The sequence below is a fragment of the Paractinoplanes ferrugineus genome, from assembly GCF_016862195.1.
GTDB classification, from domain to species: domain Bacteria; phylum Actinomycetota; class Actinomycetes; order Mycobacteriales; family Micromonosporaceae; genus Actinoplanes; species Actinoplanes ferrugineus.
In genome coordinates, this window is the sequence record NZ_BOMM01000077.1 from 34,639 (window position 1) to 60,848 (window position 26,210).

Below are 26,210 nucleotides of genomic sequence, written 5' to 3' on the forward strand. Positions count from 1 at the left end.
AGGGGTTCGGTGCTCCGGTCACCGCTCGGACCGGTTGCCCGGATCTGCCATCGTGGCCGGGTGCCCACGTCCATAGTCGAACTTCTCCGCCTGCACGCCGCCGAGCGGCCGGACCGGATCGCGTACGAGAGCGGTGGCCGCCGGCTCACCTTCGCCGAGCTGGCCGATCGCACCCGGCGTTTCGCCGCGGGCCTGGCCGCCCGCGGGGTCGGGCGCGGGGAACCGGTGCTGGTGTGCCTGCCGGCCGGCCTCGACGCGGTCGTGGCAGTGCTGGGCGTGGTGCGGGCGGCGGCGATCGGGGTGCCGGTCAACCCGCGTTCGTCCACCTCGGAGCTGGCCGCGTTCGTCGCCGACTGCCGCCCCAAGCTCGTGGTGAACGCGGACAGCTTCGTCGCCGTCGAGGCCGCCGGGACCGGTCCCGCCCGCGACGACCTCGGCCCCGACGAGGACACCTGGATCCACTACACGTCCGGCAGCACCGGCAGCCCGAAAGGGGTGCTGTCCAGTCAGGCGCAGTGGCTCGACACGGTCGGCCGGGTGCTCGCCCGCCTGGAGGTCGGGCCGGACGACCGGCTGCTGTGGCCGCTTCCGCTGCACCATGCGCTCGGCCACGCCCGCTGCGTGCTCGGCGTGCTCGTCACCGGGGCCACGGCGACGATCCTCGACCACCCGTCGGACGCCGAGCTGATCGACGCCCTGGCCAGTGCCGCGCCGACCGTCCTCACCGGCGTGCCGACGACCTACCACCGGTTGCTCGCCGGCCTGGGCGAGCGGCGGCTGCGCGTACCCTCGCTGCGGGTCTGTGTCACCGGCGGCGCGCCCTGTCCCGCCGAGATGCGACTTTCCGTGCGGGACGCCCTCGGCGTCCCGCTGGTGAACAGCTACGGCAGCACCGAGACGTGCGGCGCGATCGCCCTCGAGACGCCGGGGGTGGTACCGGTCGAGGGCTCGGTCGGGCGGCTCACCGGGTTCGAGGCGCGGATCGTGCGGCCGGACACCGGCGCGACGCTGCCGCCCGGCGCCGAGGGCGAGCTGTGGCTGCGCGGGCCGGGCATCATGCGCGGTTACCACAACAAGCCCGAGGCGACCGCCGAGGTGCTCACCGACGGCTGGTACCACACCGGCGACCTGGCCCGGCTCGTCGACGGCGACCTGCTCGTGCTCACCGGCCGCGCCCGCGACCTGATCATCCGCGGTGGCCAGAACGTGCACCCGGCCGAGATCGAGGAGGTTCTGCTCGGCCTGCCCGGCGTGGCCGACGCGATGGTCGCCGGCCGCCCGCATCACCGGCTCGGGCAGGTGGCGATCGGTTACGTCGTGCCGGCCGGGCCGGGGGTCGACCCGGTGGCGCTGCTGGCGGCCTGCCGCAGCCGCCTGTCGGCCGGCCGCGCCCCCGACGAGATCCGCCTGGTGACCGCCATCCCGCGGACCGACACCGGAAAGGTGCTCCGCCACCAGCCGCTCGCCGGCGCCGACGGGGCCGCCGCCGACGGGACCGCTGCCGACGGGGCCGCTGCCGACCCGATCGCGATCGTCGCGATGGCCTGCCGTTACCCCGGCGGCGTCCGGTCGCCCGAGGACCTGTGGGACCTGGTCGACCAGGAGACCGACGCCATCACCGACTTCCCGGCCGACCGGGGCTGGGATCCCGGTCTGTACGACCCCGACCCCGACCGGGCCGGGCACTCCTACACCCGCAGCGGCGGCTTCCTGCACGACGCGACCGGCTTCGACCCGGCGCCGTTCGGGATCGGGCCGGCCGAGGCGCTCGCGATGGACCCGCAGCAGCGGCTGCTGCTCGAAACCGCCTGGGAGCTCTGGGAACGGGCCGGCATCGACCCGGCCGCGGTGCGGGGCAGCGACACCGGGACGTACGTCGGCCTGATGTACCGCGACTACGCCAACTCGGCCGGCGACCCGTCCGCCGAACTGGAGGCGCACCTGGGCCTGGGCTCGGCGGGCAGTGTCGCGTCGGGCCGGATCGCCTACACGTTCGGGCTCACCGGCCCGGCCGTCACGGTCGACACCGCCTGCTCGTCGTCGCTGGTCGCGTTGCACTGGGCGGCCCGGGCGCTGCGTTCCGGCGAGTGCGCACTGGCCATCGCGGGCGGCGCGACCGTGATGTCGACGCCCGGTCCCTTCCTGGGCTTCAGCCGGCTGCGCGGGCTCGCCCCGGACGGCCGGGTCAAGGCGTTCTCGGCCGAGGCCGACGGCACCGGCTGGGCCGAGGGGGCGGGCCTGCTCCTGCTGGAACGGCTCTCCGACGCCCGCCGCCTCGGACACCCGGTGCTGGGCCTGCTCCGCGGCTCGGCGGTCGGCTCGGACGGGGCCTCCAACGGCCTGGCCGCCCCGCACGGGCCCGCCCAGCAGCGGGTGTTGCGCGCCGCCCTGGCCGACGCCCGGCTCGCACCCGCCGAGGTGGACGTGGCCGAGGCGCACGGCACCGGCACCGCGCTCGGCGACCCGATCGAGGCGCAGGCGCTGCTGGCGGTCTACGGCCGGGACCGGCCCGCCGGTCGCCCGCTGTGGCTCGGCACGCTGAAGTCGAACATCGGCCACACCCAGGCGGCGGCCGGGGTGGCCGGCGTCATCAAGATGATCGAGGCGATGCGGCACGGCCGGATGCCGCGTACGTTGCACGCCGACCACCCCACCGACAAGGTCGACTGGACCGCCGGCGACGTCTCCCTGCTGACCACCGCCCGGCCGTGGCCGGCCGGCGAGCGGCCCCGGCGCGCCGCCGTCTCGTCCTTCGGCATCTCCGGCACGAACGCCCACGTGATCATCGAGGAGGCCCCCGCCGACTCCGACCGGTCCGCTCGGCCCGACCGGTCCGGGCCCGTCGAGAGCGGGCTTCCGCTGCTGCTGTCGGGGGCGGACGAGGCGGGACTGCGCGCGCAGGCGGCGCGACTGCCGGCCGCCGGCCCGATCTCCGCCGCCGCGCTCGGGACCCGCGCGGCGCAGCGTCGCCGGGCCGCGGTGACCGGCGGCCGGGACGGCTGGGTCGACGGGCTGGCGGCGCTCGCGGCCGGTGCGGCGCACCCGGGCGTGGTGGTCGGTGACGGCCGGCCGGCCGGGCGGGTCGCCTTCCTCTTCCCCGGCCAGGGCGCGCAACGGCCGGGCATGCGGGAACTGTTGTCGCATCCGCTGTTCCGGGACGCCTACGACGAGGTGCTGGGCAAGTTCGACCCGATGCCGGCGGATGCGGATCCCGACCGGACCGAACACGCGCAACCGATGCTGTTCGCGTTCGGGGTGGCGGCGTTCCGGCTGCTGCGCTCCTGGGGCGTACGGCCCGACGTTCTCGTCGGGCACTCCGTCGGCGAGCTGGCCGCCGCCCACGTGGCCGGGATCCTCTCGCTCGACGACGCGGTCCGCCTGGTCGGGGCGCGGGCCCGGTTGATGGGAGCACTGCCGCCCGGCGGGGCCATGGTCGCGGTCGACGCCGCCGAAGCGGACGTGCGGCCCCTGCTGGGCGAGCGCGCCGGCCTCGCCGCGGTGAACGGGCCCCGGTCGGTCACCCTCTCCGGCGACGAGGACGCCGTCGCGCGGATCGCCGCGACGCTGCGCGAGCGCGGCCACCGGGTGACGGCGCTGCGGGTCAGTCACGCGTTCCATTCCGTACGGATGGAGCCGGTGCTCGCCGACTTCGCCGAGGTGGCCCGCTCGGTCACCTACCAGGCACCGGCGATCCCGATCGTCTCGACGCTCACCGGCCGGCCGGCCGGCCTCGGCGACGCCGGCTACTGGGTGCGCCAGATCCGCGAGCCGGTGCGGTTCGCCGACGCGGTGGCCGGGCTGACCGGCGTCACCGTCGAGCTGGGGCCGCGCCCGACGCTGGCGCACCTGGTGCCCGGCCGGACGGTGGCGATGTCCGAGGACACCGCGGCCCGGCTCTGGGCGGCCGGCGTCGACCTGGACCGGACCGCCGTGCTGGGCCGGCCCGACCCCCGGCTGGCGGCGGCGCTGCCCACCTACGCGTTCCAGCGCCGGCGCTTCTGGCTGGCCGACACGGTGCGCGCGCCGCACATCCGGTCCACCGGCCGGTTGTCGCTGCGCGACCATCCGTGGCTGCGTGACCACGCGGTCGGTGGCACGCCACTGGTGCCGGGCACGTTGCTGGCCGAGCTGGCGGTCACGGCCGCCCGGGAGGCCGGCTTCCCGACGCTCACCGAGCTGGTCGTCGAGCGCCCCCTGGAGCTGCCCGACGACGAACCGGTCGAGGTGCGGGTGCTCGTCGGCGACGGCATCGAGATCCAGGCCGGCCGCGACGGCGCCTGGACCAGGCACGCGACCGGCACCTTCGGGCCCGACGCCGGCGAACCCGAGCCGTGGCCGTGGGCGCGCACCTGGCCGCCCCCGGGCGCGCCGGCGGCCGACCTCGGCGAGCTCTACGCGGGCGACGACTACGGGCCGGCCTTCCGCGGGGTGACGGCGGCGTGGCGGGCCGGCGACACGATGTACGCCGAGCTGCGGCTGCCCGTACCGGCCGGCAGCGCGGGCACCGATCTGCACGCCGCGCTGACCGACGCCGCTTTGCATCCGGCGCGCCTGTTCGACGGGGCCGGGCGGGAGCCGCGGATGCCGTTCGTCTTCACCGGCGTACGCCGCTGGGGAGCCGACGCCGCCCGCGCCCGGGTGCGGGTCACCCGGGACCCGGACCGGCCCGACCGGATCGCGGTGGCGATGGCCGGCGAGGACGGCCGGCCGCTGCTGGAGATCGAGTCGCTGACCTTGCGCCCGGTGCCGCGCCCCCAGTTCGCGCCGTCCCTGGCGCCGGTCCCGGTGCCGGCCGGCGGCGAAACGCCGGCTGTGCTCGAGCTCGACTTCCCCGAACCGGCCGGCCCCGAGGACGTACGCGACCAGGTGTGGCACGCCGTCCAACGGCTGCGCGAACGGCTCGGCGGCCCGGGCCGGCTCGTCGTCACCACCCGCTCGGCGGCGGTGGCCGGACTGGTGCGGGTCGCCGCCGCCGAATACCCGGGCCTGGTCGGGCTGGTCGCCCACGACGGCACCGCCGAGTCGGTGCGCGCCCTGCCCGGCGCCGTGCGGGTGGCCGCCGCCGAACCCGAGGCCGGCGTGCGCCGGGGCGTGCTCGGGGTGCCCCGCCTGGTGCGGGCCGCGGCCGGCCGGGACGACGTGTCGTTCGGTTCGGGAACCGTGCTGCTCACCGGCGGCACCGGCGCGCTGGCCGGAGTGCTCGCGCGGCACCTCGTCACCGCGTACGGGATCAAGCATCTCCTGCTCGTCAGCCGTCAGGGCGAGAGGTCACCGCGGGCGTCGCGATTGCGCGCCGACCTGGGCGCCGCCGTCACCATCCGGGCCGCCGACACGGCGCACCGCCCCGACGTCGCCGAGCTGCTGGAGAAGGCGGACCCGCCGGTCACCGCGGTCGTGCACGCCGCCGGGGTGCTCAGCGACGGCACCATCGAGGGGCTCACCCGCGACCGCGTCGACGACGTGCTGCGGCCGAAGGTCGACGCCGCCTGGCACCTGCACGAGCTGACCGGCGACCTGGCGGCGTTCGTCCTGTTCTCGTCGGCGTCGGGCCTGCTCGGGAACCCGGGTCAGGGCCCCTACGCGGCCGGCAACTCGTTCCTCGACGACCTGGCCCGCCGCCGGCACGAGGCCGGTCAGCCGGCGCTGTCGATCGCCTGGGGGCCGCTCGACCTCGCCGGTGGCATGCCGGTGACCAGCCGGTCCCGGCTGCGCCCGCTGACCGCCCCGGAGGTGACGGCGGCCTTCGACGCCGCCCTGCGCAGCGGCGAACCGGTGATCGCGCCGCTGCCGGCCGTGCCCAGCCCGGCAACCGGTCCGCGGTCCGCCGCCCCGGCCCGCCCCGAGGCCGCCCCGGCCCTGCTCGCCGGCCTCACCGGCGACGAGCTGATCGGCGCCGCCGAGGGCCTGATCCGCACCGAGGTGGCCGGCGAGCTCGGCTATCCGGACGCCGGCCTGGTCGACCTCACCGCCGCCTTCACCGACCAGGGCCTCGACTCGGTCGCGTCGATCCAGCTGCGCACCCGCCTCGTCGCCGCGACCGGGATCGCCATGCCGGCCACCGTCGTCTTCGACCACCCGACCCCGGCCGCGCTGGCCCGCTGGATCGCCTCCCAGCACGCCCAGCCCTCGCCCCCGGCCGCCGCGGCCGCTGTGCCTGCTGTGCCTGCCCGGTCCACCGTGCCAGGCGGGTCCGGCGGGGAGGCGGCCGCCGCGGTTCCGGCGCTGTTCCACTCGATCCTCGCCGGCGGGCGCCCGGAGCTGGCGTTGAACCTGTTGATCAGTGTGTCGGCGGCGGACCTGGGCGCAACCGGGGGCCGGGCGCCGGATCCGGTGCCGCTGGCCGGGTCGGACGACGGGCCGGTGCTGGTGTGCCTGCCGTCCTACGGGCCGTTCCCGCACCTGGAGTTCCAGGCGTTCGCGCGGGCGGCCGGGGCGGCGGTCACCGTCGTACCGTTGCCCGGTTTCGCCTCGCTCCCGGCCCGGCCGGAATCGCTGGCGCAACTCACCGAGGTCCTTGCCGGCCGGGTCGCCGAGGCCGCCGGCGGCCGGGCGTTCGTGCTGGTGGGCCGGTCCAGCGGGGGTCACCTGGCCCATCTGGTGGCCGACCACCTGGAGCGGGCGGGCGACCCGGCCGCCGGTCTGGTGCTGCTGGACACCTACGAGAACGACCGCGAGCACGACCACCTGCGCGCCGCCCTGGTGGCGACCGGTCTGACCAGGATGCGCACCCGCCTCGACCCGGACGCCGAGCGGACCCTGATGCTGGCCGCCGGCACCTACGTGCGCCTGCTGCACCATTGGCGTCCGGAGCCGATCGCCACGCCGAGTCTGCTGGTCACCGCGGCCGAACCGCTGCCCGGCCTGCCCGCGACGTGGCGGGCAGCGCGCTCGGTCCCGCACACCCGGGTGGAGGTGCCGGGCGATCATTTCAGCATGCTCAACGTGCATGCGCGAAGCACCGCCGCCGCCGTCTGCTCCTGGGTCGCAACCGGGGACCTGCGAAGGGCGGGCGGCTAGGGACCGATCGGGTGGGCATGGCTGAGCTGCGTGCCCGTCCGTCCCGGCTCCGGACGGCATCGGTGTGGGGGTCGGGTGCCGTGCTGGGCGTCATTCTCGTCCAGTACGGCACCGGCTGGGGGAGTGACGCCCAGGCCCGAGCCGTCAACGACCTCGCGTACCTCCCGGTCGTCCTGCTGACCGCGGTGCTGGGCCTGCGGCTGATCCGCGAGGGCGGGCTGGACCGGCGTGAGCGCCGGGCCTGGACGCTCCTCGAGGTGGCGTTCCTCTGCCAGGTCGCGGCGCACGTGGTGGCCCTGGTCCAGATGCTCCGGCCGGGGCTGCCGGCCTACCCGAGCGTCTCCGACTGTCTCTACCTGGCGGCGATCCCGTTCGTGATCGCCGGCCTGCTCCTGCTGCCGGCCGCGCGGCGCAGCGGGGCCGAGCGCGTCAAGCTGCTCATCGACTCGCTGATCGTGGTGGGCGGGGCGTGCATGGCGCTCTGGTACGTGGAGATCGGCCCGCTGCTGCGGACGTCCGGGATCGACCCGCTGGTGCTCGCGTTCTCGACGGCGGTGCCGGTCGCCGACCTGCTGTTGGTCTGGGCCCTGATCATGCTGTTGCTGCGGCGCTCGTCGGCGGGTGCCGCGGTGGGCCTGCTCGGCGGCGCGATGGCGCTCAAGGTCGTCGCGGACAGCACCTATGCCATCGCGTACGTCCAGTTCGGCTTCGCCTTCCGGCCCGGCAGCTGGCCCTATCTGCTGTGGGCGGCCGGCAGCTTCCTCATGCTGCTCGCCGTGCACCGCCGGCTGGGCCAGGACGGGCCCGCCCGGGCCGAGCGACCCGGGCGCGGCCGGCTCGGCTGGCTGCCGTACGGGGCCGTCGCCCTCGCCTCCGGCCTGCTCGCCTTCGCCGCCCGGGAGCAGTCGTTGTTCCCGCTCGGCGGCATGATCATCGGAGCGATCGCGATCACCGCCCTGGTGATCATCCGACAGATGTACGCGCAGCGGGAGAGCCGCCGTCTCGCCGTCACCGACCCGCTCACCGGATTGTCGAACCGGGCCCTGATCACCGAGCGCCTCGCCGAGCTGGTCCGCCAGCCGGTGCGCGACGACCGGCACGGCGCGGTCCTGCTGATCGACCTCGACCGGTTCAAGCCGATCAACGACGCGCACGGCCACGAGGCCGGCGACGCCGTGCTCAAGGCCGTCGCGGTGGCGCTGCGCAAGGTGATCCGTTCCGGGGACACCGCGGGCCGGCTCGGCGGCGACGAGTTCGCCGTGGTGCTGCCGGGGCTGCCGACCCGGGCCGCCGCCGAGGGCGTCGCGCAGCGGCTGGTCGACGCCCTGCGCACCCCGGTGATCTTCGGTGAGCTGCTGCTGAGCGTGGAGGCGAGCATCGGCGTGGCGTTCCACGACGAGACCACCGCCGACACCGAGCAGCTGATCGCGCACGCCGACGCCGCCATGTACGCGGTGAAGCGCCAGGGCCGCGGCCACTTCCGGGTCTACTCGCCGGAGCTGGACACCCGCGCCCGGGACGCCGAGCTGCGCCGCGCCGTGGACAACGACGAGCTGGTCGTGCACTTCCAGCCGGTGGTGCCGCTGTCCGGCGGGCCGGGCCTGGGGGTCGAGGCGCTGGTGCGCTGGAACCACCCGGTCCGGGGGCTGCTGATGCCGGGCGCCTTCATCGACTTCGCCGAGGAGACCGGCGCGGTCGTCCCGATCGGTGAATGGGTCCTGCGGGAGTCGTGCCGGCAGGCCGCCGGCTGGCGGGCGGCCAACCCGGACGCGGAGCGGCTGCGGCTGAGCGTCAACCTCTCCGCCCGGCAGGTCGTGCAGCCCACGCTTGTCGAGACGATCCGGGACATCCTCGCGGAGACCGGTTTCCCGGCCGACCGGCTGGTGCTGGAGCTGACCGAGAGCGTCATCCTGCAGCCGTCCGAGCAGACCGTCGCGCGCCTGAACGCCCTGCGGGAGATGGGCATCGGCATCTCGGTCGACGACTTCGGCACCGGTTACGCGGCACTGAGCTACCTGCGGTCGCTGCCGGTCACGGTGCTGAAGATCGACAGGTCGTTCGTCGCCGGCATCGACACCGACCCCGACGCGTACGCCGTGGCCGAGGCCCTGGTGCGTCTCGCTCAGGCGTACAAGCTGCAGGTGGTGGCCGAGGGCATCGAGACCGCCGCGCAGCGGAGCTGCCTCGCCGACATGGGTTGCGGGTACGGCCAGGGTTACCACATCGCCCGCCCGATGCCCGGTGACGCCCTGGCCGAGCTGCTGGTGTCGGCGGGCCTCGGGCATGGACGCCAGTGACTATCCTCGGACCCCGGGGAGCGCCGGCCGGTGCTCGATGCGGGGGTGCGCGTGAGCTCGCTGGCGGAGACGTACGACTCGATGCGTGCCGTCGGGCGGTCGCCTGACCGCTCGGTGACGATCACGCTGGGCGGCCGCGGCGGCGTCGACGTCGAGCTGGCCGACGACGCGACCGGCCGGCACGACGAGGCCGGACTGGCCCGCCAGGTCGCGGCGGCGGCGCGGGTCACCCTCGCGGCGTTCCGGCAGCAGCAGCGGGCCGCCATCGACGAGGCGCTGGGCCAATGATCCGGCGCCTGGTCGCGGCCGGCGCGGTGATCGTCGCGGGGTTGTCGGGGTGTTCCGGCGAACCGGCGCCCTTGCCTTTCGCCAAGGCCCTGCCCAGCTGCGAGGCGATCGCCTCGGCCCTCGCCGCCCAGGGCATGCCGTCACCCAGCCCGGCGCCACCCGGCACCGTGGCCGCGGCCGGTTCGGAGTGTTCGTTCGTGGCCCGGCCGGGGGCGGAACGCCCGGTCCTGACGTCGGCCGTGATCCACCTGTCGCGTCCGGCCGTCGACACGTTCGACGGCAAGGCCACGCCCGGCTGGGCCGCCGACTTCGACGCCGACAACCAGTGCCCCGGCCAGGCCGCCGCCGACCCCACGCTGCCCGGCGGGCGGTCCTGCTACACCCGCACCGCCGACGACGCCGGCCAGGCCAAGGTCACCGGCTACACCGCCCGGACCGGCATCAGCGTGCTGCTGATCCGGGTCGGCGGGGGCACGCCCGACACGGTGCGCACCGAAACCCTCGCGACGGCCGGCGCCGTCGCGTCGGCCGTCGCCGGGATGCTGTGAGGAGAGCGATGACCGGCCCGATCGAGCAGTTCCGCACCGAGCTGGAGGCCAGCCCGATAAGCGGCCGGTCACCCGACGGGTGGGTCCAGGTCGGCCGCGACCGGCACGGCGAGATCAGCGTGCGGATCGAGCCCGGTGCTTTCCGCTCGCTGAGCCACCGGCAGCTGACCGACGAGATCCGCGGCGCGCTCACCGCCGCCGTGGCCGACTATTCGCGGATCTCCGACCGGCTCTTCCAGCGCTGGGGCGGTGCCTGGTGACCACGCTGAGCGTCGAGGCGGCCGCGCTGGTGCGGCAGGCCTCCGGACGGTACGCCGACGCGATGGTCTGCGATGCCGTCGGCCACTACGTCACCCACGTCGGCGCGGTGCCCGACGCCGCCTGGGGCACGATGGACTGGACCGCGATCTGGAAGAAGAACTGGCACGAGGCCGTCGCCGACCGGGCCCGGGAGGCGCGCTCGGCGGGCGAACGGTTCGACGACATCGCCGAGACGCTCTACCAGGTGGCGGCCGACTACACCGGCACCGACGTCAAGGTCGCCGCCGACTTCACCGCCATCGGGGACAGCCCGCTGAGGCCGTTCGTCGACGCCCTGGAGCGCGTCGCCGACGCGACCGCGCACCCGGGCGGCCGGCTCAGCATGTCGTCGGGCTTCGGCGGCGGCCCCTATGCGCCGGCCATCCCGGACGACACCGGCGAGGGCCACCGTCTCAACCTGCTGTTCCAGGACGGGAAGATCAACCAGCAGGAGATGTGGCCGGCCGGCACCGACCTGTCGCGGACGCCGAGCCACCGGATGCGCGCCGAGCTGACCACCGAGGGCCGGCGCAAACTCGCCGAGTTCATCCACCGGTGGGCCGACGACCTGGGCCGTGCCGAGTCGATCGTCGGCCAGTGGGGCCTGCTGCCGGCCGAGTCGGGCCTCGACCGGATCACCGCCGCGCTCAGCGCGTGGCCGGGCGTCATCGCCAACCGGGCCAACCTGCTCAAGCTCGGCGCCAACACCTACCGCGACCTCAGAGCGAACATGGCCGCCCAGGTCAAGGACCTTCAGCAGTACTGGAAGTCGCCGGCCGCCGGGGCCTACGCGATCTACGCCGGCAGCCTCGGCGACTACTACGAGGCGATCGCCGGGAACCTGCAGTGGCTCGGCGAGGAGGGCGAGAAGGCCGCCCAGACCATCGACGGGCTGCAGCTCGCCTTCGCCAACCTCGGCTACCAGCACATGCTGATCATCTCGGCCCAGCTGAAGGCCTACCTCGACGCCGCCAACAGTCTCAGCCACGCCGTCGAGGACCCGCTCAAGGGCCTCGCGAACGCCGTGACCGGCCTGCTCAGCTCGCTGAACACGAGCTGGGCCGCGGCGGTGCAGAAGGCCCAGGCCGACCTGGACGTCTCCCGGAAGGTGATCGAGGGCGCGCCGCGTTTCACCGACGAGACCCGCGACGCCCGGCAGCCCCCGGCGAGTCCCTCCACCGAGTGGCGCGGCCACGCCTGGAAGCCCTGACCGGGGCCGGCCGGCGTCGGGAAGCGTTCGGTTGCCGTCCGGGAGTTCTCATGATCCGCGTGGGCGGGCCGATGGGCAGGCAACGCTCAGCTCGCGGAGGGGGAACGGTGTGACCACTGTTTCGATGCCGACGGTCGCCGGTCTGCTCGCGCTCGCCGAGCAGAAGCGGCTCGCCGGTGACTACCGGGGCGGCGGCGAGATCGCCCGGGAGGCCGCCGACCTCGCCGCCGCCACCGGGGACGCCGCCGGCCAGGCGGAGGCACTCCGCTCGCTGGCCGCCTCGATGCTGCGGGTCGGGGAGCAGGAGCAGGCGATCACCCTGTGCCGGGAGGCGGTGGCGCACCTGGAGGCACTCGGCGACGAGGCCGGGATCTGTGAGGTGCTGACGCTGGAGGCCATGCCGCTCAGCGACCTCGGCATGCACGAGGAAGCCCTCGACGTGCTGGCCCGGGCCCGTGACATCGCGCAGCGGCTGGGCAACCGCACGCTGCTCTACTGGGTGCACAACCGCACCGGCGTGGTGCACGGCAGCCTGGGCAACCGGGAGCTGAGCACCGAGTATCTGATGCGGGCGCTCGACATGGTCGACGGGATGGACGACGAGGCCCGGTTCTGCATCCTCAACAACGTCGGCGACAACGCGGTGTACGAGGTGGCCCGGCTGCGCGGCCTCGGCCACACGAAAGCGGCCGACCGGCTGCTCAGCGACGCGCTCGGCTACGTCGCCGAGGCGCTGCGACTGGCCCGGGCGGCGGAACACCCGTTCCGGGAGTCGATCAGCCTCGACAACTTCGGGATGCTGCTGGCCCTCGACGGCGATCTGGACGCGGCGGCCCGGCTGATCGAGCAGTCCCGGCAGATCGCGGTGCGGTCCGGTTACCGCTCCGTCGAATCCGGGGCCCTGCAACACCAGGCACGGGTCCGGCTGATGCGCGGTGAGCACGCCGAGGCGATCGAGGGCCTGCTCCTGGCCCTGGACCGGGCGCGCGATGCGGGGGAGCGGCCGATGGCGATGGAGATTCTGCGGGAGCTCTCCGACGCGTACGAGATGGCCGGTGATCTTGCCCTGGCTCTGCGCCACCACCGGGCGTTCCATGACCTGGAGCGGGAGCTGCACAGTCAGGTCGCCGCGGCGCGGGCACGGATGGCCGCGCACTACTTCGAGCTCGACAACGCCCGGCTGGAGGCGGCGAACGCCCGGCTGGAGACCGAACTGCATCGGACCCGCAGCGCCGAGTGGGAGCGGGCGGCCACCGAGGACGCGCTCACCGGCCTGCCCAACCGGCGGTCCGCCGACGAACGGCTGCCGAAGCTCGCCGCCGACGGCGCCGCGGTGAGCGTGGCGCTGGCCGACGTCGACCTGTTCAAGCGGGTCAACGACCAGTACGGCCACTTCATCGGCGACGAGGTGCTGCGCCGGCTCGCCGCGATCCTGCTCGACCACGTGCGCGACACCGATCTGGTGGCCCGGTTCGGCGGCGAGGAGTTCCTGATCGCGTTCAGCGGGGCCGGCCTGCAGGACGCGCAGGCGCGCTGCGAGCTGCTGCGGGCGACCGTCGCCGCGTACCCGTGGGAGCAGATCGAGCCCGGCCTGAGCGTGACCATCAGCCTCGGCGTCGCCGAGGTCAAAGGCATCGATCTGCTTCCGTACGCGCTGGGCCAGGCCGACGAGTGCCTCTACGACGCGAAGCGGGCCGGCCGGAACCGGGTGGTCAGTCGCCCGTGACGGTGACGGTGGCCCTGGCGCACTTGTAGCGGCCCGGTTCGTCGATCGCCAGCAGCTGGGTCTCGCCGTCCGCCAGCCGGGTGTTGTCCCGGTTGCTGCCCGGATCGGGGGTGCAGGTCACCTTCTGAGTCGTGCCGGTCTCGTTGATCACCGCGAAGTTCTCGGTGGCCGCGACCGTGAGCTCGGTCGTGCGCCCGATGGTCAGCCGTGGCTTCGGCGCCCCGCAGCCGCTCTCCCCGGCCACCGTTACCCGCAGCGTCGCGCCGGCGCTCGTCACCCGGAAGGTCCCGGCCTTCGGGAACTGGACGACCTGGCGTTCCTGGCGGTCGACGACGCTCGTGCCGAGCCCGGCGTCGGGGGCCGACTCCAGCGGTTGCGCCACGCCTGTGGTGTTGACCAGGGCGAGGAAACCGCCGCGCTGGATCGTCACCTTCGCCGGGCTGAACGCGTCCGCGCCGATCTTCACCTTGGTCGCCTTCGTGCACACCGGATCGGCGCCGTCGCGCCGGGCGACCGGCTCGGAGGTGGCCTCGGCCGGGCCGGCCCCGGCCGGTCGCTTGGCGGCGACGGTGGTGGTCGCCGGCGCACAAGCCGTCAGCGACAACACCACCGCGCAGCAGATCATCCACGGAACTCGGCGCATGCTCAGAGCTACGGGCGCCGGGCCCGGCCGGTTCAACCGACCGTGACCTCCACCCGCAGCACCGTGCCGGGTTCGGCGGCCGGCACCACCGTGCCGTCGAGCCGTTCGCCGTCCACGACCAGGCCGGCCTCGGCCCCGCGGCGGACCGTGATCTCGTAGGTGGCGCCCCGGAACGCCCGGGTGGCCTGGAAACCGGGCCAGTCGGCCGGCAGCACCGGCTCGATCCGCAGCCCGGTCAGCTCCGGGCGGATGCCGAGGATCCACTGGGTGATCGCGACGAAGTTCCACGCCGCGGTGCCGGTCAGCCACGAGTTCTTGGCCTCGCCGTGGGTCGGGGCGTCCTTGCCGGCGATCATCTGGGCATAGACGTACGGCTCACAGCGGTGCAGCTCGCTGAGCTCCTCGCGGGCGGACGGGTTGATCCGCCGGTAGTAGTCGAACGCGCGGTCGCCGTTGCCCACCATCGCCTCGGCGATCATGATCCACGGGTTGGTGTGGCAGAAGATGCCGGCGTTCTCCTTGTAGCCCGGCGGGTAGGAGGAGATCTCGCCCAGCTCGATCCGGTAACTGGAGTAGGCCGGCTGCTGCAGCACGATGCCGTGCGGGGTGGCCAGCCGTTCGGCCACGCTGCGCAACGCCCGGGTGGCCAGGCCGTCGTCGAGGCCGACGCCACCGAGCACGCACATGCCCTGCGGCTCGATGAAGATCTGTCCCTCGTCGTTCTCGCCGGAGCCGATCGGGTTGCCGTGGAAGTCGTAGGCCCGGCGGAACCACTCGCCGTCCCAGCCGTGCTCGACGATCACCCCCGTCATCTTCTCCGCGGCGGCGCGGTACTCGCCCGCCTCCTCGCCCAGCCCGCGCAGGTCGGCGATGGCCGCCAGCTCCTTGGCGGCCAGCACGAACTGCCCCGCGATGAACACCGACTCGGCGGTGCCGCCGCTGACGTTCTCGGTGGTCTGGAACGGCTCACCGGGAGTGTCGGAGAAGCAGTTGAGGTTGAGGCAGTCGTTCCAGTCGGCCCGCCCGATCAGCGGCAGGCCGTGCGGCCCGAGCCGTTCCTGGGTGTAGCGGACGGACCGGCGCAGGTGCTCGTACAGCGGTTGTTCGCTGCCGGGCTCGTTGTCGAACGGCACCGGCACGTCCAGGATCGACTCGTCGCCGGTCTCCTTGACGTACGCGGAGACACCGAGCACCAGCCACAGCGGGTCGTCGTTGAAGCCCTCACCGATGTCGTTGTTCCCGCGCTTGGTCAGCGGCTGGTACTGGTGGTAGGCCCCACCGGTCGCCATCTGGGTGGCCGCGATGTCGAGGATCCGCTCCCGGGCCCGCTCCGGGATCATGTGGACGAAGCCCAGCAGGTCCTGGTTGGAGTCGCGGAAACCCATGCCCCGGCCGATCCCCGACTCGTAGAACGACGCCGACCGGCTGAGATTGAAGGTCACCATGCACTGGTACGCGTTCCAGATGTTGACCATCCGGTCGGTGTCCGGGTCGGGGGTCGTCACGTGCAGGCCGCCGAGCAGCCGGTCCCAGTAGTCGCCGAGCGCCGCCAGCCCGTCCGCGACCGTCTCCGGGCGCAGCCAGCGCTCGATGACCGGCCGTACGTTCCGCTTGTTTATCGTCTGTGACCCGGGCGGGTCGAATTTGTCGTCCCTCGGGTTCTCGGCGTAGCCGAGCACGAAGACCACCTCGCGGCTCTCGCCCGGCTGCAGCGCCAGCCGCACGTGGTGGCTGCCGATCGGCGCCCAGCCGTGCGCGATCGAGTCGGTGGCCGCGCCCTGCTCGACGACCCGGGGCTGGTCATAACCGCGGTAGGGGCCGAGGAACGCCTCCCGCTGGGTGTCGAATCCGGCGAGCGGCTCCGAGCAGGCGAAGTACGCGAAGTGGTCGCGCCGCTCGCGATATTCGGTCTTGTGATAGATCGTCCCGCCGTCCACCTCGACCTGGCCGGTGGAGAAGTTGCGCTGGAAGTTGGTGGCGTCGTCCTGCGCGTCCCACAGGCAGAACTCGACTGACGAGAACAGCGACAGCTCGGCCGCGGTGTCGCGTTCGTTGGTGACGTTCACCCGCCACACCTCGAGGGTCTCGCCGAGCGGCACGTAGTACAGCGTCTCGGCCCGGATCCCGCCGCGCCGCGCCGCGATCCGGGTGTAGGACAGGCCGTGCCGGCACTCGTAGTCGTCCAGTTCGGACTGGGTCGGCTGCCACGACGGCGACCAGAAGTCGCCGGTGGCGTCGTCCCGCACGTACAGGTAGCGGCCGCCGACGTCGAACGGTGCGTTGTTGTAGCGGTACCGGGTCAGGCGCCGCAGCTTGGCGTCGCGGTAGAACGAGTAGCCGCCGGCGGTGTTGGTGACGATGCCGAAGTACGCCTCCGTGCCCAGATAGTTGATCCAGGGCAGGGGCGTGTCGGGGCGGTCGATGACGTACTCACGCCGCTCGTCGTCGAAGTGTCCGTAGCGCACCAGGTTCTCCCTTGAGGTGTGGGAGCGCTCCCATGAGAAGCTCTGGTTGTCATGCTATGTGTGACCCTGTTCACTGCGCGACCCTCTGCGTCTTCTCGGGTGGCGCTTTTTGGTGTTCGGCGTGGCCTTCTGCGTCTTCCCGGGTGGAGCTTTTGGTGCTCGGCGTGGCCCTGGACGGGGCTCCCGGGTCAGCGCGGCAGGGCTCCGAGGATTCCGGTGATGATCGCCAGTCGCAGCGAGACGCGCAGGTCGAGCTGGAGCGTGAACAGCGCCGGCTCGGTCTCGTAGGCGGCGAGCACGCCGGCCGGCGGCGGGCAGTAGGCCGACAGCGTGCCGGCCATGAGCATGGTCTGCAGGCACACCGTCTGGGCGCCGTCGCCCACTTCGGGCAGATGGTGCTTGATCAGGCCGACCATCGTTCGCAGGGCGTCGAGCGAAGCGCGCTTGTGCCGCAGGACGACGTCGATCGAGACGTTGTGCTCCAGCACGCCGCCCTGCGCGCCGAACAGGTCGCAGAGCGCCACCCGGCCCGCCAGCGACCGGCTGAGCACGTCGGCGAGCTGCTCCGAGCGCGCCTCGGCGGGCAGGGTCGCGTCGATGCCGGCGGCCAGCTCGGCGGGCAGCTCGGCCACCCAGGTCTGCAGGAAGTAGTCGAGCAGTTCGAGCAGCACCGCCTCGCGGGACTCGAAATAACGCAGCACGTTGGACTTGGCCAGACCGACCCGGCGGCTCAGCTCGTTGAGGCTCAGCTCGGCCACCGGCATCTCGCCGAGCATGGCCGCCGCCGTGTCGAGGATCGCCTGCCGGCGCGCCTCGCGCTGCTCGTCGTTGCGGGCCCGCTTGAACGTCATGCCGGTGATCCTAGCTTAAAGACCGCCGGTCTCTTGACATCAGACCGTCGGTCTCTTAACGTTGCTCTCGTAAAAGACCGGCGGTACTTTAGGAGACGTCATGTGGACCGAACAGAACATCCCGGACCAGCGCGGCCGGCTGGCCATCGTGACCGGAGCCAACACCGGCCTGGGCTTCGAGACCGCGCGGGCACTGGCCGCCCGCGGCGCGACCGTGGTGCTGGCCGTGCGCAACGTCGAGAAGGGCAAACAGGCGGCCGCCCGGATGACCGGCGACGTGCTCGTCCAGGAGCTCGACCTGACCTCGCTCGAGTCGGTCCGCGGCGCGGCCGCCGACCTGCGCGCCGCCCATGAGCGCATCGACCTGCTGATCAACAACGCCGGCGTGATGTACACCCCGAAGCAGACCACCCGCGACGGCTTCGAGATGCAGTTCGGCACCAACCACCTCGGCCACTTCGCGCTCACCGGGCTGCTGCTCGACCGTCTCCTGCCGGTGCCCGGTTCGCGGATCGTGACGGTCAGCAGCGTCGGCCACCGCATCCGGGCCGCGATCCACTTCGACGACCTGCAGTGGGCGCGGTCCTACAGCCGGACCGGGGCCTACGGACAGGCCAAACTCGCCAACCTCATGTTCACGTACGAGCTGCAGCGACGCCTGGCCGCCCACGGTGCCCCGACCGTCGCGCTGGCCGCCCACCCCGGCGTCTCCAACACCGAACTGGCCCGGAACTCGCCGGCCCTCGTGCGCCTGCCGCTGACCTGGCTGGGCCCGCTGATCACGCAGAAGCCGGCGATGGGTGCCCTGCCGACCCTGCGAGCCGCGACCGACCCGGCCGCGCTCGGCGCTCAGTACTACGGTCCCGACGGCCTGGGCGAGGTTCGCGGCCATCCCCGGCTGGTCACTTCGAGCCCCGAGTCCCACGACGTGGCCGTCCAGCAGCGCCTCTGGTCGGTCTCGACGGACCTCACCGGCGTGACCTTCCCGGTCTGAGTCGTCCCGCCGATCGCCCTCTCGGCTTCGCTCCGCCGAGGGGGAGTGGGGCGACGGCTCCACCTGACACCAGGTGCCGTCCGTGCCGCCGACCTGAGCCGGTCCGGCCTGGACGAGGCCGCGAAGTAGGTCCGGTTCGCCACCTCGAACCCCGGAACCGCCGCCGCTTGATCGGCGGGCAGCCGCTCCAACTCAGGCATGTCCGACCCTGGCTACCAGTTCAGCGGCCCCGTTTCGTCCTGGAACGTGCCGGTCGGTCCATCGGCGCCGAGGGTCGCCAGCCGCACGACGACCCGGGCGCTCTCCTCCGGTGACCGTCCGATGCCGAACGCGGCTGTCATGTCGGTGGCGGTGGCGCCGGGCTCGACGGCGTTGAACTTGATGCCCGGCTCCGACTTGGCGTACTGGACGGTGAGCATGGTGGCCGCCGCCTTCGACGCCGCGTACAGGGGGAGCGGGAAGCCGAACTCCGGCCGGTGCGGGTTGGTGACCGCCCAGAACGAGCCCATGCTGCTGGACACCGTGACGACGGTGGCGTTCGGCGACCGGCGCAGCAGGGGCAGGGCGGCTTCGGTGACTCGTACGATGCTGACCGCGTTGGTGTCGAACGCCCGCAGCGCCGCCGGCCCGTCGACGTCGCCGGCCGCGAGGATGCCGGCGTTGTGCACGAGCACGTCGAGCCGCCCTTCCGCCGAGCCGATGGTCGCCAGTGCGTCGCGCACCGAGTCGTCCTCGGTCACGTCCAGTTGCACGAACCGGGCGCCGAGCGCCGCCGCGGCCTTCTCGCCCCGCTCGGCGTCCCGGGCGCCGACGTAGACGACGTGGCCCAGTGCCAGAAGCTGTTTCGCGGTCTCGAATCCGATGCCCTTGTTGGCCCCGGTGATCAATGTGACGGTCATGCGGCCACGCTAGGTACGGCCCCTTCCGCCAGCCAGAGCCCCGTTCAGCCGGGGGTCTCGCAGGACCCCCGCTGCTCGCCCGGCTCCGGCCTAGGCTGGTCGGGTGAGCGAGACGACGAACGCCCTCGGCGCCTATCTTCGGGCGCGGCGCGAATTGGTCACCCCGGAGCAGGCGGGTATCCCCGGGGTCGGCGTACGGCGTGTGCCCGGCTTGCGCCGTGAGGAGGTCGCGATGCTTGCCGGCATCAGCGCCGACTACTACCTGCGTCTCGAACGGGGCCGGGACCGCAACCCGTCCGTGCAGGTGCTCGAGTCGATCGCCCGGGTGCTGCAGCTCGACGACGACCACATGGCCCACCTGCTGACCCTGGTCGCCGCCCCGTCCCGCAAACGCCGCCGCCGTGCACGCCGCGAGACCCCGCCGCCCGGCGCGCTCAAACTGCTCGACTCGCTCGTCCAGCCGGCTTTCATCGAGGACCGCTACTTCGACATCCTCGCCTCGAACAGCCTGGCCAAGGCGCTTTCACCCCGCCTCGCCGTCGGCGGCAACCAGATGCGCGACCTGTTCCTGGACCCGACCGAGCAGGCCCTGCACCCGGATTGGCAGTCCGTCACCGAGTGCTTCGTGGCAAACCTGCGCCAGGCGGTCGGCACCGACACCGACGACCCACGCTTCATCGAACTCACCGGCGAACTGACCCTGGCCAGCCCTCGATTCCGCCAGCTCTGGGCCCGCCACGAGGTGCGAGGCCAACGTGGAACGCCACTACGCATCAACCACCCCCAGGTCGGCGAGATGACCCTCAACCGCGAACGCCTGAGCATCGGCGGATCCGAGACCCTGATGCTGGTCGTCTACCACCCGGACCCCGGCTCCACCGACGCCGACAAACTGGCCCTGCTGGCCTCCGCCGCCCTGCCCTCCGCCGCCCTGCCCTCCGCCGCCCTGCCCTCCGCCGCCTCACCTTCCGCCCCCTCGCCGAGGGCCGGCACGCCGTCGTCGGCCTCGGCGCCGGGTTTCGGCTCGTCGAGGGCCGTTCTGCCGGGTTCCGGCGCCGGGCCTGGGGCTGAGGCCGGGCCTGGGTCAAGCGTCGCGGGATAGGAAGGCGACGGTGCCGGCCGCGGCCACCGACGCCGTCCACGCGAGCAGGATTGCGGCGCCCGTCGTGAAGTCGCCATGCGGCTGGGACAGCGCGCGCCCTGCCTGGTCGGGCAGCCAGCGGGCGTGCTCGGTGTAGCCGGCCAGCAACGGCGAAACGACAAGCACGAGCGTGAGCAGGCCGGCCAGCGGCAGGACAAGTGACCGGAGGAGAACGGTCAGCCCGAGCGCGAGCAAACCCATGAGCACCAGATAGGCCGCCGCTCCGATCACTGTCCACCGGCCGGCGGGCCGCCCCGGAACGAGCCACCCGCCGATGGTGATGACGCTGGTGGCGGTGGCCGCGATCAGGTAGGCGCCGGCCTTGCCCGCCAGGAGCACCAGCCGACGGGGCATGGCGATCAGTGTGGTGGCGATCTGGCGTCCGGAGTATTCGGCGGCCACCACCAGAACGCCGAGCACGATCGGCCCGATCTGAAGGAACGGGACCGCTTGAGCCGGCCCGGCGGGGTCGGCCGCCGCGAACAGCGCCCCGGCCACGACGGTCGCGAGCATGGCGGCGAGAGCGGCGGGCAGGCCACGGAGCTTGATGAGCTCGGCGGTGGTAGCACGCCTGAGCCGGTGGCGCCGCGCGGTCATGCGTCGCGCCGGGTGAAGACGACGGAGGAGATCGCGAGCAGGCCCAGCGCCCAGGTAGCCATGACCAGTCCGCCGGGAATCGGGTCGAGCGCCCCGTCGAACGTGGCGATCGAGTCGTCGGCGAACAGCCGCATGCCGGCGAGGTCGGGTAGGTAGTAGGCCAGCGGCGTGACGTGTGACAGCAGGACCGACACCGACACGAGGGAACTGTTCACGATGCCGGCGATCAGCGGGCCGATCCCGTTGCGGGTCAGGACCGTGATCGCCAGGACCATGAGCGCCGTCAGGGTCCAGTAGACGGCCGCACCCACGCCCCGGGCAACCGTGTCGCCCACGTCGGCGGGTGTGCCGAGACCGCCGAGGACGAGATTCGCCGCCCCCAGGCAGACCGGGATGGTGACCGCGGCGGTGGCGAGCACGAGCAGCGCGACGACCGTGGCCTTCGCCGCCACGACGGCGAGCCGGCTCGGCGTTGCCGTCAACGTCGCCGTGATCTGCCGGCCGCCCCCGGCGTCGGGAGTGTTCGCGGTGTATTCGCTGCTGACCGCGATGACGCCGAGAACGACCGCCCCGACCGTGCCGAGCGGGGCCGCGGAGAAGACCGCGTCGGCCGCGGACGTGTAGGCGACCAGGTCCGGCTGCCCGGATCGCAGCGCGTTGCGGACCCCCATCGAGTTGAGCAGGCTGATGCCGAGCGGGCCGACCGAGGCGACCGCGAGAGCGGCGAGGCTCCCCGGAAGGGTGGCGGTCTTGCGCAGCTCGGCGACGAGAGTGCGGGGAAAGGTCAGCACCGCTGCTCCGACCGGTCGGCGGTGAGGGCGAAGAAGGCCTCCTCCAGCGTGGCGTGACCGGCGATCACCTGGTCGAGCGGGCCAGCCGCCGCGATCCGCCCGCCGGCGATGACCACGAGATCGTCGGCGATCTCCGCGACCTCGCTCATCAGGTGACTGGACAGCAGGACGGTGCCGCCCGCATCGGCGTGGGCGCGGAGCAGGCCGCGTATCCACCGGATGCCCTCGGGGTCGAGGCCGTTCACCGGCTCGTCGAGCACCAGCGCCGCCGGGTTGCCCAGCAGCGCGGCGGCGAGCCCGAGGCGCTGCCCCATGCCGAGGGAGAATCGGCCGACCCGGGTGCGCCCGCTGCCGGCGAGACCCACCTGGTCGAGCACCTCGGTCACCCGCCGCTTCGGTAGGCCGCCGGCACGGGCGACCCAGGCCAGGTGGTTGCGGGCGGTGCGGGACCGGTGGGCGCCCGAGCCGTCGAGCATGGACCCGACCGTACGCAACGGATCGGGCAGCTCTCGATAGGGCCGGCCGTCGATGAGCGCCGTGCCTGCGGTGGCGCGGTCCAGCCCGAGCAGGATGCGCAGCGTCGAGGACTTTCCCGCCCCGTTGGGACCGAGGAAGCCGGTCACGCGGCCGGGCAGCGCATGGAACGTCACGTCGGACAGCACGGTGCGGGAACCGTGTCGCTTGCTGAGGCCGCTGATCGAAAGCATGGGCCAATGCCATCAGGTGGCGACGGTGGGGGCATCGGACCGTGGCCCGAACTTCCTCGGACCCTGGTCCCTCGTACTCAGGACGGATCCCGGCCACGGCCCACGAACCTAGACTCGCGGCATGGAAACCGACCGGCCCGCCTGGCGTTCACGAGTGTGGATCGCTGCTGTCGCCGTGCTCGTGCTCCTGGCGCTGGTGCTCACCACCGCCGGCTTCGCCAACCCGGCCTCGGCGTGGGCGACGCTCGTGGCCGTCGCCGGGTTCACGGCCGCGGTGATCGGCTGGGCTCTGCTCCGCACCAGCGCGCAGCGCCACCATTATGAGGAGGAGCTGGCCACCTGGGCGGCGGAACGGGCGGCGCAGGGCGAGCGGCTCCGGATCGCCCGTGAACTGCACGACCTCGCCTCGCACGGTCTCGGCCTCATCACCGTCCGTGCGAGTGTCGCTCGCACCGTGACCGGCCCGGGTGGCGAGGCCGAGCGGGACGACGCGCTCGCCGACATCGAGCGGATCAGCCGGGAGGCCACCACCGAGCTGCGGCGCATGCTCGCCGTCCTGCGCACGTCCGGGCCGGCGCCGCTGCGGCCCGGCGACACTCTCGGTGATCTTCCGGCGATCGTCAAGGCGGCGAACGAGGCCGGGATGACCACCACCCTCGGCGTCGGCGAGTTGGGTGCGGTGTCGCCCGGTGTGCAGCTCACGGTCTGCGCCGTTGTCCGGGAGGCGCTGAACAACACGCTGCGGCACGCCGGACCCGTGGGGGCGCGCGTCGAGCTTCGCCGTGACCGGGAGGCGGTGGTCGTGCACGTCCAGGACGACGGGCCCGGCCCCGGCTGGCAACCGCGGCCCGGCGCCGGTCAGGGCCTGCGTGGGCTGCGCGAGCGCCTGAACACCCTCGGTGGCACGCTCACCGCTGAGCCCGCGGGCAGCGATGCCGGCAACCGACACGGCGGCAACCGGCACGCCGGCAACCGGCACCCCGGCAGCGTGCGCGGCGCGGGCGGCGGGGAGGACCGCGGCGGGTGGCTGCTGACCGCGCACATCCCGGATCGGGGCACCGGATGATCCGGGTGCTGGTGGCCGACGACATGCACCTCATGCGGCACAGCCTGACGAGTCTCCTCAACGGAGCGGAGGACATGACGGCCGTCGGGGAGGCGTGCGGCGGGGACGAGGCGGTGGAACTGGCGCGCGCGGAGAAGCCCGATCTGATCTTGATGGACATCCGCATGCCGGGTGGTGACGGCATCCAGGCGACCCGCACGATCACCGCGGACCCGGAGCTCGCCGACTGCCGGGTGCTGGTGCTGAGCATGTTCGAGCTCGACGAATATGTCTACGGCGCGCTGCGGGCCGGGGCCTCCGGCTTTCTGCTCAAGGATGCCCGGCCGGAACGGCTGCTCGAGGCGATCCGTCGGACGCACGCCGGCGAGTCGCTGTTCGCCCCGGTGATTCTGACTCGGCTGGTCGAGCACTACGTGAACAGTCCAGCGGCTGCGCTTTCCGATGTGCCCGATGGCCTCACCGATCGGGAGACCGAGGTGCTCACGCTGGTGGGGCGAGGGCTGTCCAACGAGGAGATCGCCCAGCGTCTGGTCATCTCGGTGCGGACCGTCAAGACCCACATCGGCAACCTGCTGGCCAAACTGCACGCCCGCGACCGGGCCCAGCTCGTCATCGCCGCCTACGAGAACGGGCTGGTGGTGCCGACGGGAGATCACTGACCGAGGCCGGTGAGGCGGCTCAGGGCGGCGAAGCCGTCGTCGGTGCCGGGCCAGTGCCGGCGGACGGCGTCGAGGCCGGCGCGGCGCACGGTGGAGCGCAGGACGGCGGTGACGATGATCGCGTCGTCGGCGTATCCGAGGACGGGAATGAAGTCGGGGATCAGATCGATCGGGAGGGCGAGGTAGGTGAGCAGGAGGGCGAGACGGACTCGTACGCCGCGGGGCAGTGATCTGTCGGCGGCGAGCCGGCGTAGCAGCCGAAGCAGGTCGGGCAGCAGGCGCAAGGCTTCCTTGAGCTGGGCCCGGTCCGGCTTGGCGACCAGCAGAGCGAACAGCAGTGCCAGCCAGATCAGCAGGATCGCCACCCCGAAACTGATCAGCGTCTGCCACCACCAGGTCATGCCGCTGATCCTCGCACTTCGCGGAAACTCGTGGTCAGTGCAGGGGAATGTCGGTGCGGTCGCCGGCCGGGCGGGGGCCGAGGATACGGCTGTCGGACTCGTCGATGCGTACGTCGTTGATGCTCGCCTCGCGGCGGCGCATCAGTCCCGCGGAGTCGAACTCCCACAACTCGTTGCCGTAACTGCGCCACCACTGGCCGGCGGCGTCGCGGCACTCGTACTGGAAGCGGACCGCGATGTGGTCGTCGTCGAACGCCCACAGGGACTTGCGCAGGGCGTAGTCGAACTCTCGTGCCCACTTGGCGGCCAGGAACGCCTCGATCGCGGCCCGGCCGGTGACGAAGACGTCGCGATTGCGCCAAACCGAGTCCTCGGTATAGGCGAGCGCGACCCGCTGCGGATCGCGGGTGTTCCACGCGTCCTCGGCGGCCTGCACCTTGGCGGTCGCGGTCGCACGGGTGAAAGGTGGAAGGGGCGGTCGCACGAGGGGCCTCCACGGGCGGAGATCGACAGGTCCCGCCAATCTAGTCGGCCCCGGTTGCATTTCAGCCCGCCGCGCGCCGGCACAGCCCACCGTTGTCGAGTACAGTGCGTAACTGCCGGTTCACGTTTATACCAAAGACTCGGACGCCGAAATGGCCGAATGCCGTCCGCGAACACAACTGATTATGAGACCGATCACTCACGTCTGAACTGGCGATTTCGGGGTAGCCAGCGGGGCATGAAGATCTGGCCAGGCCACTCCTACCCGCTCGGCGCCACCTATGACGGCGGTGGCACCAATTTCACGCTGTTCTCCGAGGTAGCGGAGCGTGTCGAGCTCTGCCTCTTCGACGAGGCTGGGCAGGAGACCCGGATCGACCTTCCCGAGCGGGAGGCGTTCGTGTGGCACGGCTACCTGCCGCGGGTGGTGCCGGGCCAGCGGTACGGCTTCCGGGTACACGGCCCCTACGACCCCGCCCGTGGCCTGCGGTGCAACCCGAACAAGCTGCTCCTCGACCCGTACGCGAAGGCGATCGACGGTCCGGTCGAGTGGGACGAGTCGCTGTTCTCGTACCGGTTCGACGACCCGGACAGTTACAACGAGGGCGATTCCGCCCCGTACGCCCCGAAGTCGGTAGTCATCAACGCCTTCTTCGACTGGGCCAACGACCGGCCGCTGCGCATCCCGTTCCATCAGACGGTGATCTACGAGGCGCATGTCAAGGGCATGACGATGCGGCACCCGGGAATCCCCGACGACGTGCGCGGTACCTATTCCGGGCTCGCTCACCCGGCGATGATCAAGTACTTCCGGGAGCTGGGTGTCACCGCCGTCGAGCTGATGCCGGTCCACCAGTACGTCAACGACGGTGGCCTGATCGAGAAGGGCTTGACGAACTACTGGGGCTACAACACGATCGGTTTCTTCGCCCCGCACAACGAGTATTCGTCGTTCGGCGGTGACGGTGGGCAGGTGCAGGAGTTCAAGTCGATGGTCAAGGCGCTGCACCGGGCCGGCATCGAGGTGATCCTGGATGTGGTCTACAACCACACCGCCGAGGGCAATCACCTGGGCCCGACCCTGTCGTTCCGGGGCATCGACAATTCCGCTTATTACCGGTTGGTGG

Annotated in this window: 20 protein-coding genes and 1 pseudogene; 12 read left to right on the forward strand and 9 right to left on the reverse strand. The window is 72.8% G+C overall.

Annotated elements, in window-relative coordinates; all coding sequences use genetic code 11:
* Positions 1 to 105: 105 nt before the first annotated feature.
* The 7 genes and pseudogenes from Afe05nite_RS39380 to Afe05nite_RS39410 form a co-directional block, all read left to right on the forward strand.
* Positions 106 to 6,930: pseudogene (locus Afe05nite_RS39380) on the forward strand (beta-ketoacyl synthase N-terminal-like domain-containing protein); the annotation flags it as partial.
* A 104-nt stretch (positions 6,931 to 7,034) separates the two neighbouring features.
* On the forward strand, positions 7,035 to 9,314 hold the full coding sequence (locus tag Afe05nite_RS39385; RefSeq protein WP_239118554.1) for a putative bifunctional diguanylate cyclase/phosphodiesterase: 2,280 nt from the start codon (positions 7,035 to 7,037) through the stop codon (positions 9,312 to 9,314).
* Positions 9,315 to 9,365: 51 nt separating this feature from the next.
* Entirely contained in the window at positions 9,366 to 9,602 is a 237-nt protein-coding gene (locus Afe05nite_RS39390; protein WP_203822435.1) for a YbaB/EbfC family nucleoid-associated protein, read from the forward strand.
* Positions 9,599 to 10,150 carry a hypothetical protein gene (locus Afe05nite_RS39395; protein ID WP_203822436.1) on the forward strand — a complete coding sequence of 184 codons (552 nt, stop codon included), beginning with the start codon at positions 9,599 to 9,601 and terminating at the stop codon, positions 10,148 to 10,150. The genes Afe05nite_RS39390 and Afe05nite_RS39395 overlap by 4 nt, the downstream gene beginning before the upstream one ends.
* Before the next feature lie 8 nt (positions 10,151 to 10,158).
* Positions 10,159 to 10,410, forward strand: a complete 252-nt coding sequence (locus Afe05nite_RS39400) for a hypothetical protein (RefSeq protein WP_203822437.1) — start codon at positions 10,159 to 10,161, stop codon at positions 10,408 to 10,410.
* Positions 10,407 to 11,660: a hypothetical protein gene (locus Afe05nite_RS39405; RefSeq protein ID WP_203822438.1), complete on the forward strand. Its 1,254-nt coding sequence runs from the start codon at positions 10,407 to 10,409 to the stop codon at positions 11,658 to 11,660. Before Afe05nite_RS39400 ends, Afe05nite_RS39405 begins: the two co-directional genes overlap by 4 nt.
* Positions 11,661 to 11,769: 109 nt before the next feature.
* Positions 11,770 to 13,386, forward strand: a complete 1,617-nt coding sequence (locus tag Afe05nite_RS39410; protein WP_203822439.1) for a GGDEF domain-containing protein — start codon at positions 11,770 to 11,772, stop codon at positions 13,384 to 13,386.
* Here the strand turns inward: Afe05nite_RS39410 and Afe05nite_RS39415 are convergent.
* The 3 genes from Afe05nite_RS39415 to Afe05nite_RS39425 form a co-directional block, all read right to left on the reverse strand.
* Positions 13,373 to 14,029: a hypothetical protein gene (locus Afe05nite_RS39415; RefSeq protein ID WP_203822440.1), complete on the reverse strand. Its 657-nt coding sequence runs from the start codon at positions 14,027 to 14,029 to the stop codon at positions 13,373 to 13,375. The genes Afe05nite_RS39410 and Afe05nite_RS39415 overlap by 14 nt on opposite strands.
* A gap of 32 nt (positions 14,030 to 14,061) precedes the next feature.
* The gene (locus Afe05nite_RS39420) at positions 14,062 to 16,494 is read right to left on the reverse strand and encodes a glycoside hydrolase family 94 protein (RefSeq protein WP_203822441.1); all 2,433 of its coding nucleotides are present in this window, start codon (positions 16,492 to 16,494) and stop codon (positions 14,062 to 14,064) included.
* A 188-nt stretch (positions 16,495 to 16,682) separates the two neighbouring features.
* Positions 16,683 to 17,345 (reverse strand): TetR/AcrR family transcriptional regulator, encoded by a 663-nt coding sequence (locus tag Afe05nite_RS39425; protein ID WP_203822442.1) that lies wholly within the window; start codon positions 17,343 to 17,345, stop codon positions 16,683 to 16,685.
* A 100-nt stretch (positions 17,346 to 17,445) separates the two neighbouring features.
* Between Afe05nite_RS39425 and Afe05nite_RS39430 the strand changes: the two genes are divergently transcribed.
* Complete coding sequence (locus Afe05nite_RS39430) at positions 17,446 to 18,339, forward strand: SDR family NAD(P)-dependent oxidoreductase (RefSeq protein WP_203822443.1); 894 nt, start codon at positions 17,446 to 17,448, stop codon at positions 18,337 to 18,339.
* Positions 18,340 to 18,551: 212 nt separating this feature from the next.
* Here Afe05nite_RS39430 and Afe05nite_RS39435 read toward each other — a convergent pair whose 3' ends face one another.
* Positions 18,552 to 19,238, reverse strand: coding sequence for an SDR family NAD(P)-dependent oxidoreductase (locus Afe05nite_RS39435; RefSeq protein ID WP_203822444.1), 687 nt, complete (start codon positions 19,236 to 19,238; stop codon positions 18,552 to 18,554).
* A 103-nt stretch (positions 19,239 to 19,341) separates the two neighbouring features.
* Here Afe05nite_RS39435 and Afe05nite_RS39440 point away from each other — a divergent pair, with 103 nt between their 5' ends.
* Positions 19,342 to 20,340: a helix-turn-helix domain-containing protein gene (locus Afe05nite_RS39440; RefSeq protein ID WP_203822445.1), complete on the forward strand. Its 999-nt coding sequence runs from the start codon at positions 19,342 to 19,344 to the stop codon at positions 20,338 to 20,340.
* Here the strand turns inward: Afe05nite_RS39440 and Afe05nite_RS39445 are convergent.
* The 3 genes from Afe05nite_RS39445 to Afe05nite_RS39455 are packed head-to-tail and all read right to left on the reverse strand — an operon-like array spanning position 20,323 to position 22,474.
* Positions 20,323 to 20,976, reverse strand: coding sequence for a hypothetical protein (locus tag Afe05nite_RS39445; protein ID WP_203822446.1), 654 nt, complete (start codon positions 20,974 to 20,976; stop codon positions 20,323 to 20,325). The two genes, Afe05nite_RS39440 and Afe05nite_RS39445, sit on opposite strands and share 18 nt — an antisense overlap.
* Positions 20,973 to 21,767, reverse strand: coding sequence for a hypothetical protein (locus tag Afe05nite_RS39450; RefSeq protein ID WP_203822447.1), 795 nt, complete (start codon positions 21,765 to 21,767; stop codon positions 20,973 to 20,975). Before Afe05nite_RS39450 ends, Afe05nite_RS39445 begins: the two co-directional genes overlap by 4 nt.
* Complete coding sequence (locus Afe05nite_RS39455) at positions 21,761 to 22,474, reverse strand: ABC transporter ATP-binding protein (RefSeq protein ID WP_203822448.1); 714 nt, start codon at positions 22,472 to 22,474, stop codon at positions 21,761 to 21,763. The genes Afe05nite_RS39450 and Afe05nite_RS39455 overlap by 7 nt, the downstream gene beginning before the upstream one ends.
* Positions 22,475 to 22,595: 121 nt before the next feature.
* On the opposite strand from Afe05nite_RS39455, the gene Afe05nite_RS39460 reads away from it, so the two are divergent.
* Together Afe05nite_RS39460 and Afe05nite_RS39465 are read left to right on the forward strand one after the other, a co-directional pair.
* Entirely contained in the window at positions 22,596 to 23,540 is a 945-nt protein-coding gene (locus Afe05nite_RS39460) for a sensor histidine kinase (protein ID WP_203822449.1), read from the forward strand.
* On the forward strand, positions 23,537 to 24,199 hold the full coding sequence (locus tag Afe05nite_RS39465; RefSeq protein ID WP_203822450.1) for a response regulator: 663 nt from the start codon (positions 23,537 to 23,539) through the stop codon (positions 24,197 to 24,199). The genes Afe05nite_RS39460 and Afe05nite_RS39465 overlap by 4 nt, the downstream gene beginning before the upstream one ends.
* Here Afe05nite_RS39465 and Afe05nite_RS39470 read toward each other — a convergent pair.
* Together Afe05nite_RS39470 and Afe05nite_RS39475 are read right to left on the reverse strand one after the other, a co-directional pair.
* Positions 24,193 to 24,600, reverse strand: coding sequence for a YkvA family protein (locus Afe05nite_RS39470; RefSeq protein ID WP_203822451.1), 408 nt, complete (start codon positions 24,598 to 24,600; stop codon positions 24,193 to 24,195). The genes Afe05nite_RS39465 and Afe05nite_RS39470 overlap by 7 nt on opposite strands.
* 34 nt (positions 24,601 to 24,634) lie before the next feature.
* Positions 24,635 to 25,084: a nuclear transport factor 2 family protein gene (locus Afe05nite_RS39475; RefSeq protein ID WP_203822452.1), complete on the reverse strand. Its 450-nt coding sequence runs from the start codon at positions 25,082 to 25,084 to the stop codon at positions 24,635 to 24,637.
* A gap of 237 nt (positions 25,085 to 25,321) precedes the next feature.
* Here Afe05nite_RS39475 and Afe05nite_RS39480 point away from each other — a divergent pair.
* Positions 25,322 to 26,210: alpha-amylase family glycosyl hydrolase (locus tag Afe05nite_RS39480; RefSeq protein ID WP_239118555.1), on the forward strand; the 889-nt coding region annotated here is incomplete at its 3' end.